General features: G+C 66.9%; 11 protein-coding genes and 1 pseudogene. 6 read left to right on the top strand and 6 right to left on the bottom strand.

Annotated elements, in window-relative coordinates:
- From VGS97_RS28865 to VGS97_RS28855, 3 genes and pseudogenes are all read right to left on the bottom strand, one after another.
- A pseudogene (locus VGS97_RS28865) lies at positions 1-276 on the bottom strand (hypothetical protein); the annotation flags it as partial.
- A gap of 214 nt (positions 277-490) precedes the next feature.
- Positions 491-1,009, bottom strand: a complete 519-nt coding sequence (locus VGS97_RS28860) for a PH domain-containing protein (RefSeq protein ID WP_326856842.1) — start codon at positions 1,007-1,009, stop codon at positions 491-493.
- Positions 1,010-1,113: 104 nt separating this feature from the next.
- Positions 1,114-2,013 (bottom strand): biotin--[acetyl-CoA-carboxylase] ligase, encoded by a 900-nt coding sequence (locus VGS97_RS28855; RefSeq protein WP_326856841.1) that lies wholly within the window; start codon positions 2,011-2,013, stop codon positions 1,114-1,116.
- A 104-nt stretch (positions 2,014-2,117) separates the two neighbouring features.
- Here VGS97_RS28855 and VGS97_RS28850 point away from each other — a divergent pair, with 104 nt between their 5' ends.
- The 3 genes from VGS97_RS28850 to VGS97_RS28840 are packed head-to-tail and all read left to right on the top strand — an operon-like array spanning position 2,118 to position 4,653.
- Complete coding sequence (locus tag VGS97_RS28850; protein ID WP_326856840.1) at positions 2,118-3,695, top strand: acyl-CoA carboxylase subunit beta; 1,578 nt, start codon at positions 2,118-2,120, stop codon at positions 3,693-3,695.
- 56 nt (positions 3,696-3,751) lie between these two features.
- A complete protein-coding gene (locus VGS97_RS28845) occupies positions 3,752-3,991 on the top strand; it encodes an acyl-CoA carboxylase subunit epsilon (protein ID WP_326856845.1) in 240 nt (79 codons plus the stop codon).
- On the top strand, positions 3,988-4,653 hold the full coding sequence (locus VGS97_RS28840) for a nucleoside triphosphate pyrophosphatase (protein WP_349262306.1): 666 nt from the start codon (positions 3,988-3,990) through the stop codon (positions 4,651-4,653). The genes VGS97_RS28845 and VGS97_RS28840 overlap by 4 nt, the downstream gene beginning before the upstream one ends.
- 99 nt (positions 4,654-4,752) lie before the next feature.
- Here the strand turns inward: VGS97_RS28840 and VGS97_RS28835 are convergent, their stop codons facing one another.
- Entirely contained in the window at positions 4,753-5,028 is a 276-nt protein-coding gene (locus VGS97_RS28835) for a hypothetical protein (RefSeq protein ID WP_326856846.1), read from the bottom strand.
- Here VGS97_RS28835 and VGS97_RS28830 point away from each other — a divergent pair.
- Together VGS97_RS28830 and VGS97_RS28825 are read left to right on the top strand one after the other, a co-directional pair.
- Positions 4,973-5,575 (top strand): polysaccharide deacetylase family protein, encoded by a 603-nt coding sequence (locus VGS97_RS28830; RefSeq protein ID WP_326856844.1) that lies wholly within the window; start codon positions 4,973-4,975, stop codon positions 5,573-5,575. The genes VGS97_RS28835 and VGS97_RS28830 overlap by 56 nt on opposite strands.
- Positions 5,576-5,790: 215 nt before the next feature.
- Positions 5,791-6,801: a YncE family protein gene (locus VGS97_RS28825; protein ID WP_349262307.1), complete on the top strand. Its 1,011-nt coding sequence runs from the start codon at positions 5,791-5,793 to the stop codon at positions 6,799-6,801.
- Here the strand turns inward: VGS97_RS28825 and VGS97_RS28820 are convergent.
- Positions 6,780-8,486, bottom strand: a complete 1,707-nt coding sequence (locus VGS97_RS28820; RefSeq protein WP_326856837.1) for a hypothetical protein — start codon at positions 8,484-8,486, stop codon at positions 6,780-6,782. The two genes, VGS97_RS28825 and VGS97_RS28820, sit on opposite strands and share 22 nt — an antisense overlap.
- 75 nt (positions 8,487-8,561) lie before the next feature.
- Positions 8,562-9,236, bottom strand: coding sequence for a rhomboid family intramembrane serine protease (locus VGS97_RS28815; RefSeq protein ID WP_326856836.1), 675 nt, complete (start codon positions 9,234-9,236; stop codon positions 8,562-8,564).
- A 283-nt stretch (positions 9,237-9,519) separates the two neighbouring features.
- On the opposite strand from VGS97_RS28815, the gene VGS97_RS29725 reads away from it, so the two are divergent.
- On the top strand, positions 9,520-9,661 hold a 142-nt coding region (locus tag VGS97_RS29725), incomplete at its 3' end, for a biotin carboxylase N-terminal domain-containing protein (RefSeq protein ID WP_349261911.1).

The following is a 9,661-nucleotide window of genomic DNA, read 5'->3' as shown; positions in this document are numbered from 1 at the left end:
CTCCTTCGGGAAGGCCGACTCGCCGGCGGCGAGCTTGCCGTGATTGGCCAGCACCCGCAGCCGTCCGGTCTGCCGCTCCCACATGGAGATCGAGGCGACCGCGGCGCGCAGGTCGCGCTGGGCCTCACGGGCGGCGATGCGTATGACGTCCTCGACCGAGTGCGCCGCAGCCATCGACTTCGCGAAGCCGGTCAGCGCGCGCAGCCGCGCCGCGGCGTGGGCCTCAGCGCCCGGCCGCGGTCTGGTGACGTCGTGCGCTCCGGTGACCTGACTCACCTACTCGTCGGGAAGGGTGGAAGGCCAGCCGGGACGAAATGTCCCAGCCGGTCCCGGTGGGCGTCGAATCGTGCCACCGGCCGCATCCGGAGGCGTACGGACTGCAACAATACCGCTCTCCGCCGATCCCGTCCGCATCCGGGTCGCTGGCGTGCCGTCCGGACGTGGGCGGTCCGGACGGCCGTGAGTGTGAGGTTCCAGTCCTGGTGCGTGTTCAGTCGTGGTGGTGCATATCGGCCGCGGGGTCGCCGGAGATGAGCGTGGCGACCTCCCGCTGGGTCTCCTCGACGTGCGGGATGTCGTCCAGCTCGACCTGGCCGTGCTCCCCGGCCGACTCGACCACGAGCGTGCCGCAGCCGAGCATCCGATCCAGCAGCGAGTCGTGCCGGAAGGAGACGTCGTTCACCTTCTCCAGCGGGATGTCCCGGCCGACCCGGTGGATCCAGCCGAGCCTGATGATCAGGCGCCGGTTGGTGATCACATAGTTCGTGTTCATCCAGGTGATCCAGGGGCGCGCCACGAACCAGACGATGATCGCCAGCGCCACGACGCCGATGGCGATCCAGCTGGCCTGCGCGCCGGTGCCGTGCTTGGGTGCGACGGCCACCAGGAACCCGCCGATGCCGAAGGTGAGGATGAGCGTGATCACCGGCAGCACCAGGGCTTTCCAGTGCGGGCGCAGTTGAAGGTCTACCCGCTCACCTTCGCTGAGCAGCCGTTGGGGATACCCCATGACAGTCTTCGTCCCCTCCTACTAAAAGTGTGATCGGATCGGTCGCTGATCCGATCACCGGTCTGTATGGGCGAATCCTGGCACGTCCGATGTACCGCGCGCTATTACTGCTCCGGTCGCAAGTGCACAACATCGCCTGCGCCGATTGGCGACGACGCGCCATCGGCGGTACGCACGAGCAGCCGGCCGTCCGCGTCGATCCCGGTCGCGTGCCCGAACACCACGGTCCCACCAGGCAATTCGGCACGCACCGGCCGGTCGAGCGTCGCACAGGCGGCCCGATACGCGGCGGCCAGCCCGCTGCGTTCGGCGTCGCCGTCGGCCCCGGACCAGTCGGCATACCAGGACCCGAAAGTACGAAGCAGCACCCGCAGAAGCGTGTCCCGGTCGGTGACCTTCGCACCGGCCAGTTCGAGTGACGTCGCATGCGGCGCAGGGAGCTCATCGGTGCGTAACGTGACATTGATACCAATGCCCACGACGACGTAAGGCTCGGCGCCGCCACCTTGCTCGGCAAGGATGCCGCCGAGCTTGCGGTCTGTGCCGTAGCTGGTATCGGCATTGGCATCGGCATTGGAGCGCTCCGCCGAGCCCGGCAGGATCAGGTCGTTCGGCCATTTGAGGGAGACGTCCAGCTCGGATACGCGGGCGACCGCCGAACGGACGGCGACCCCGGCGAGTAGCGGCAGCCAGCCCCAGCGGTTCGGCGGCGCCTCGGGCCGTAGCAGAATCGACACGAAAAGCCCGGAACGCGGCGGCGCGACCCAGGCGCGGCCGAGCCGTCCCTTGCCCGCGGTCTGCGCCTCCGCGACCACGACGGAACCGTGCGGTGCGCCGTCCGCCGCCGCCCCGAGCAGTGCCGTGTTGGTCGACTCGACTTCCGGCAGGACGCGTAACGCCGCGACGCCGTGCCCATTCAACCCCGCTCCGGGCACCATCAGCGCGCGTTGCAGGATGTGCTCGTTCAACGGGGGGCGGTTTAGATCGTTGTAGACCGAGGCCATGGCCGCAGCCTACGACCGAACGTATACATTGACAGAAGCCCCCGGAACGGCGCGTCTCGTCGACGGGAGGACCAACACTCGTTCTAGGGAGTAGACGAGCGACGATGGCCGAAGAGATCGACATCCACACGACTGCGGGCAAACTCTCGTTGCTGCGTACGCATCTGGACGAAGCAGTGCACGCGGGCTCGGCCAAGGCCGTGGAGAAGCAGCACGCCAAGGGCAAGCTGACCGCGCGGGAGCGGATAGAGCTGTTGCTCGACGAGGGCTCGTTCCAGGAACTCGACGAGCTGGCCCGGCACCGGTCGACGAGCTTCGGCATCGAGAAGAACCGGCCGTACACCGACGGCGTGATCACCGGCTACGGCACTGTCGACGGCCGGCCGGTGTGCCTGTTCTCGCAGGACTTCGCCGTGTACGGCGGTTCGCTCGGCGAGGTCAACGGCGAGAAGATCGCCAAGGTGATGGACCTGGCGATGAAGATCGGCTGCCCGCTGATCGGGATCAACGACGGCGGCGGCGCGCGGATCCAGGAGGGCGTGGTCGCGCTCGGCGCCTTCGGCGAGGTGTTCCGGCGCAACGTGCACGCCTCCGGGGTCATCCCGCAGATCTCGCTGATCGTCGGTCCGGCGGCCGGCGGCGCGGTGTACTCCCCCGCACTGACCGACTTCATCGTGATGGTGGACAAGACCTCGCACATGTTCATCACCGGACCGGACGTGATCAAGACGGTGACCGGCGAGGACGTGGGCTTCGAGGAACTCGGCGGCGCGCACACGCACAACACGAAGTCCGGTAACGCGCACTACCAGGCGTCGGACGAGAAGGACGCCTTCGACTACGTCAGGAGCCTGCTGTCGTTCCTGCCGCAGAACAACCTGGAGGACCCGCCGGTCTTCGCGGTCGACGACGACCTGTCGGCCACCGACGCGGACCTTGAACTGGACTCGCTGATCCCCGACTCGGCGAACCAGCCGTACGACATGCACCGGGTCGTCGAGCACGTGCTCGACGGCGGCGACTTCGTCGAGGTGCAGGCGATCTTCGCGCCGAACGTGGTGATCGGCTTCGGCCGGGTCGAGGGGCACTCGGTCGGCGTGGTCGCGAACCAGCCGATGCAGTTCGCCGGTTGCCTGGACATCGACGCCTCCGAGAAGGCCGCGCGGTTCATCCGCACCTGCGACGCGTTCAACATCCCGATCCTGACGTTCGTCGACGTCCCCGGCTTCCTGCCGGGCACGGGCCAGGAGTGGAACGGCATCATCCGGCGCGGAGCGAAGCTGCTGTACGCGTACGCCGAGGCGACGGTGCCCATGGTCACCGTCATCACGCGTAAGGCATACGGCGGCGCATACGACGTCATGGGATCCAAGCACCTCGGCGCGGACATCAACGTCGCGTGGCCTACCGCGCAGATCGCGGTCATGGGTGCGCAGGGTGCGGTGGACATCCTCAACAAGCGGGACATCGCCGGCGCCGAGGATCCGGCGGCCAAGCGTTCCGAGCTGATCACGGCGTACGAGGACACTCTGCTGAACCCTTACATCGCCGCCGAGCGCGGATACGTCGACTCGGTGATCGAGCCGTCGCAGACTCGCGCGTTCATCGCGCGGGCATTGCGCATGCTGCGCACCAAGCGCGCGCAGTTGCCGCCGAAGAAGCATGGGAACATCCCGCTGTGACGGCCACGACTGTGACACCCACGACGACTGATGAAGCAGAGGGAGTAGCGGTGGAGATGGTGGACGACGCCCCTGCGGACGATGCCGCAGTGACCCTACGCATCGTGCGCGGTGAGCCGACGCCGGAGGAACTCGCCGCGCTGATCGTGGTCCTGGCCATGCGGGGAAGTGGCGGCACGGAGTCCGGAAAACATGCGAACGCGTCCGGCTGGACGAACCGGTCGCGGTACCTGCGCGCAGGTTTGTGGCATACGCACACGTCCGGGGACTGGCGTACGTCTGCCTATCCGCAATGACCTTGAGACTGGTATTGGCGTCGCAGTCGCCGGCTCGGTTGACGCTGCTGCGTAACGCGGGGTTCGCGCCGGAAGCGATCGTCAGCGGCGTCGACGAGGACGCTTATGACGCGGCTGGCCCGGCGGAACTCGCACTCACGCTGGCGCAGGCCAAGGCGCGCGCGGTAGCCGAATCGATCGAGCCGGGGGCACTGGTCATCGGCTGCGACTCGGTGCTCGAACTGGACGGCATGGCGTTCGGAAAGCCGGACGACACCGAGGACGCCATCAGCCGCTGGAAGACGATGCGCGGCCGCGAGGGAGTGCTGCTCACCGGCCACTGCCTGATCGACACCCGCACTCTGAGTCCTGGCACTCGGAGTTCTGGCACTGTGGTTTCGGGCAAGGGTGGCGCAGAGTGGCGCGAGGTCAGCCGGACGGCCGGTACCACGGTGCGGTTCGCCGACCTGTCGGACGCCGAGATCGAGGCGTACGTGGCCACCGGCGAGCCGCTGTGGGTCGCCGGAGCGTTCACGCTCGACGGCATCGGCGGGCCGTTCGTGGATTCGATCGGCGGCGATCCGTCCAACGTGATCGGGCTCTCACTGCCGCTGCTGCGCCGCATGCTGGGTGAAATCGGCGTGGCGGTGAGCGACTTGTGGGCCGCTCCCGCGGAAGGGTGACGCGCAACGCTGAATTGCCTCACCCGTTTGGCCGAAAGAAGCGATTGGCCGCTGACGCGGCGTCACGTAGGGTCGCTGCGTGAGTACCTCGGGCGAGTTTCATCTATCCGACCGATGGTCACGCAGGGACACGTTGCGTACTGCGTGGTTGGTCTGCGCCGCCGCCGCGTTGACGGAAGGCTGCTCGTCCCCAGGTACCGGGACCTCGGCGTCACCTGTCACGCGATCCAGCACTTCAGCCACGTCACGCGGCCCTTCACCATCGGTCACGGCCGGCACGGCTACGAGTTCATCCAGTCCATCCGGACAACTCGCTTCGATCGCGAACGGCGTCGCGCTGACGTTCCACGGCGACGGACCACCCGCGCTCGCCACCGCGCTGCTGTCAGAGGCTGAGCGTGCCGGGGCGCGCGTCACCGTGCTGGCCGTGGGCCGCTGGCTCGGGCAGTATCCGGAGATGGCCCGCCGAGTGCTCGACGGTGGGCATGAACTCGGCAACCACACCGAACATCACATCGACATCGACGCGCTGAGCCCGGACGCCGCCTATGCCGAGATCGAGGGCTGCGCCGTGCGCCTGAAAAGCCTCGTCGGCTCGCGCGGCCGCTGGTTCCGCCCCTCGCAGGCGCAGCACGCCACCGCGACCGTACGCGCGGCGGCTGCCCGCGCCGGTTATCCGACCGTCCTGTCATACGACCTTGACTCGCTCGACTACACCGATCCTGGCGTTGACGCGGTCACGCACAACGTACTGTCAGCTGTACGTGCCGGGGACGTGGTCTCGATGCACCTCGGCCACAGCGGCACCGTCGAGGCGTTACCCGCGATCCTCGACGGGCTTCGTACGCGTGGCCTCCAAGCCGTCACCGCGTCTGCCCTCTTCCCACCGCCCGTTTCAGCCCCGGAGGTAGCACGCCGGTGAACACCTATGTCCGACGCCGATTCGTCGTCGGAGGCGTGGCAGTGGCAGTCACCGTCGGCGTCATCGCCGGCGGTTATGCGCTGTTCGGTTCGGGTACGCCGAGCAAGGCCTCAAGCCCCGATGCGAGTGCGGCCGCCGTCAGCCTTACGCACGGCTCCCCAGCGACGACTGCGTCCCCCACACCGACGTTCCAGCTGAGCACGGGGTTGGCCGGGATGCCCCCGTACGATCCGTCGGACTTGTACCTCGCGGATCGCCCCAACCAGCTGTCCGACGCGGTTAAGGGCATGCCGTCATATGTTTACGTGCCGAACAGCGATTCGGACACGGTCTCAGTGATCGACCCGGCGACGTACAAAGTCGTCCGCACAGTGCCGGTCGGGCATCAGCCGCAGCACGTCGTGCCGAGTTGGGACTTGATGACGCTGTGGGTGAACAACGACTTGGGCAACTCGCTCACGCCGATCGATCCGCGCACCGGCGCGTTCGGCAAGCCGGTGCCGGTGAATGATCCGTACAACCTGTACTTCACACCAGATGGCAAGTCAGCTGTGGTCATGTCCGAGGCGAACCGTCAGATCGTCTTCCGCGACCCGCACTCAATGGCGATTCAGGACATACTGCCGGTGCCGTGCGAGGGCGTGAACCACGCGGACTTCTCACCGGACGGCACGTACTTCATCGCGTCCTGCGAGTTCTCCGGCCAGTTGCTCAAGGTCGACACGTCGACGCACAAGCTGCTCGGCGTGCTCACGATGCGGTCCGGAGCGATGCCGCAGGACGTGAAGATCGCCCCCGACGGCTCGGTGTGGTACGTCGCCGACATGCAGACCAGCGGCGTGTGGACGGTGGACGGCGACAGGTTCAAGGTCACCGGCTTCATCCCGACCGGATACGGCGCGCACGGCCTCTACGTGAGCCGGGACTCGAAGTCGCTGTACGTCACGAACCGCGGCGCGGGATCGATCACCGTGCTCGACTTCGCGACCCGCAAGGCAAGCGCGGTATGGAAGATCCCCGGCCATGCGAGCCCGGACATGGGCGGCGTCTCGGCCGACGGAACGGTGCTGTGGCTTTCCGGGCGCTACGATGCCGAGGTATACGCGATCTCGACCTTTGACGGCCACCTGATCGCCCGGATCAAGGTCGGCAACGGTCCGCACGGGTTGTGCGTATATCCGCAGCCGGGGCGGTACTCACTGGGTCATACCGGAGTCTTCCGGTAACCGGTGCTGGCCTCCTCGTCACCGGCTTCCTGATCGCCGCCGGCTTCTTCGGTACCAGTTACCGCGTCGTCACCAGTTACCGCGTCACCGGCGTTCTCGCCACCAGCGTCCTCGTCACCGGTGCCCGGATCAGCCTCAGCGACGGCTTCAGTTTCGGCGCTGGCTTCGGGTTCAACGGTAGCTTCGGGTTCAGCGGTAGCTTCCGGTGCGTCGACGACCTCAACGCTCTCTGAACCGTTCACGTGCTGCTGCTCAACCGATATGCCATCCGAGTCGTCATCGTCAGACGCTTCAGGCTCATCGGACTCCGGCTCGGGCTCTTCGAGCGCTTCGGTCTCGGACTCTTCGGCCTCTGGCTCAACTTCGGCCGCAGGCTCGGACTCGTCACGCTCTTCCGTCTCGTCAGGCTCTTCTGTCTCTTCGGACTCGTCGACGTTCTCATGCTCAGCCTCGGGCTCGGGCTCGACATCTTCGACCTCGGCCGTATCTCCGTCGTCATCGCCCTCTTCATCTTGGGCAACTGAGGCAAACTCCGACACAGCCTCTTCCGGTTCGCCCAGCTCTTCTACCTGCTCAGGCTCAGACAGCACCTCAGACTCTGACAGCACCTCGGGCTCGTGCAGCGTTTCAGCCTCACGCGCTGCCGCTTCCGCCCAACGCGCCGCCTCGATTTCCTGTGCAGCCTGGGCCCGCTCCACCGCGGCGAGCATCGTCTCCCGCTCGTCGCGAAGCGTCGCCCGGCGGTAGTAACGCTCGCGATACCTGGCCCGGTGACGTCGGATGCCCGCTACATACAAAACGATCAACGCCAGCGCGACCACGGCCGCCAAGCCGATCGTGCCCAACGCGATCGCGCGCGTGTCCTGGGCCATCGACGTGGACACCTGGTTGGGCTGCGCGTTGATCTCGCCCGAGCCCTGATGAATCTTGGCCGAGCCGGGCATCGTGTATGACCACAGGACCGTCGAGTACGTCCAGGTCAGCACCTCGGTGTTCCCGGCCCTGTCGTCCGCGACCAACCCGGCGTTGGTGAGCGCGTACTCGACACTGCTGTAGTTCCGGCCTGGGCCGAATTCGAGGTGGATGCACGGGAAGCGGTACCCGGAACTGGCGATCATCGCCAGATTCGCCGACGCGGCGTCTACCGGCCTGGTGATCTGAAGCTGCGCGAGATTCGACGAGTCGATCTGCGGGGGCAGCATCGTCGATGGGCCCAGGGTGCTGATCGGCAGGGCACCTGCATGCCCAGGGTCCGTCGACGACCCGGGTATGCCCGGCAGGTCCAGATCACCGCCTGAGCCTTTGATCGGCTGGCCGCTGGCGACGCATGCCACGCTGGCCGTGGCGGTCGGCGTGTGGACCACCGCCGGGGCAGGCGAGAACGTCGAGACGTAGCCGAACTGCTGCGAGGTGTCGACGGGGCTCGCGGACGACGACGGCTCGTGATGCTTCGTCGGCGGAAGGACAATCGCGCCCGTCGTACCGCCCCCGCCGCTCGGCTGCGGGGGCGGCGACGATAGGCAAATGAACACGTCGCAACTCGGAAAGGGCCGCGAGGGGCGGATGAGGATGTTCCCCGACGCAGAGGAAGCCGCGGCATGCGGCGGGAACGCCAGCAGAGTTCCGGACGCGATGGCGGCGCAGCCCACGGCCAGCAAGGCTTTCGCGGGCGCGGTTCGGAACACGTGCAGGAGGGTTGTACGGGGTGTCGGCACGACGGGCGCCATTCCGGGTCGGGATCAGGGACGTGGGTACCGGGGTCAGGCGGGCTGCCACTCGGCGCCGAGTCGTTTACGCCGTCGCCATGCCATCACCGCGGCGAGTATCCCGGCGAGCAGGCCGCTCAGGTGCCCCTGCCAAGAGATGTGCATCGCGCTTACGGTCGCAGAAGGATAAAGCAGAACGAGCGTCCACTGGTAGTAGACGAACACCGCGACTCCGACCGCGATCTGCCATACGGCCTGCCACACCGAGCGGGCGAACAGGCCACGGACGACTACATAGCCGAGCAGTCCGAAAATCAGACCACTTGCTCCGACGGTGTCCGTGTTCGAGGGCGAGAACAGCCAGGTACCGATGCCGCCGACGCCGATGATCACCACTGTGGCGTATACGAACCTGCGGATCCCTCCGAGGGCAGCCAGGAAGGTCAGCAGGGCCAGCGGCGGCGTGTTGCTCTCAATGTGTTGCAGGTTCGCATGCAGGAACGGCGCGGTCACGATGTGCGGTAGATCGGAGACGCTGCGGGCGACGATGCCGTACTCACCGTCGAGCCGGTAGCCGTCAACCGCGTTGAACAGCTGGACCAGCCAGATCAGGCCGACGAGGATGACGGTGACCTCGGCCGCCACACGCGCATCGGCCAGGGCCGCGGCGCCGCGCGCCTTGAGGCGGTCCCCTTTGTTCGTGCTCAGCGAGCCGCCGGATATGGACACTGCGCGGCCAACCTCCCCAAACGCGACGATCGGCATCTGTGCTTCTGTCTCATTGCGGTACCAGAAGGCTCGATTCGGCGTCGTACGTCACGGCCCCTGTGACAAGAACCATAGCGCTCGCCTCATTACAAGGAGACGCGCGCTCACGCAGGATTGGTTGTGGGCCGCATACAACCAGTGGCGGCCCCTTCGGTGGCGATCCCCGGACGCGGTGGCCGTTCCCGCCTGCCTACACTCAAGGGGTCCTCTCCGACCAAAGAACCGAGAGCCGAAGGAGCCTGACGTGCGCAAGGTGTTGATCGCGAATCGTGGGGAGATCGCGGTGCGGGTGGCGCGGGCGTGTCGGGATTTGGGTTTGGTGAGTGTGGCGGTGTTCGGGGAGGCGGATCGGGATGCGGTGCATGTGCGGGTGGCGGATGAGGCGT

The sequence above is a fragment of the Actinocrinis sp. genome (assembly GCF_035946395.1).
Taxonomy (GTDB): domain Bacteria; phylum Actinomycetota; class Actinomycetes; order Streptomycetales; family Catenulisporaceae; genus Actinocrinis.
This window is presented reverse-complemented; position numbering and strand designations above follow the sequence as displayed.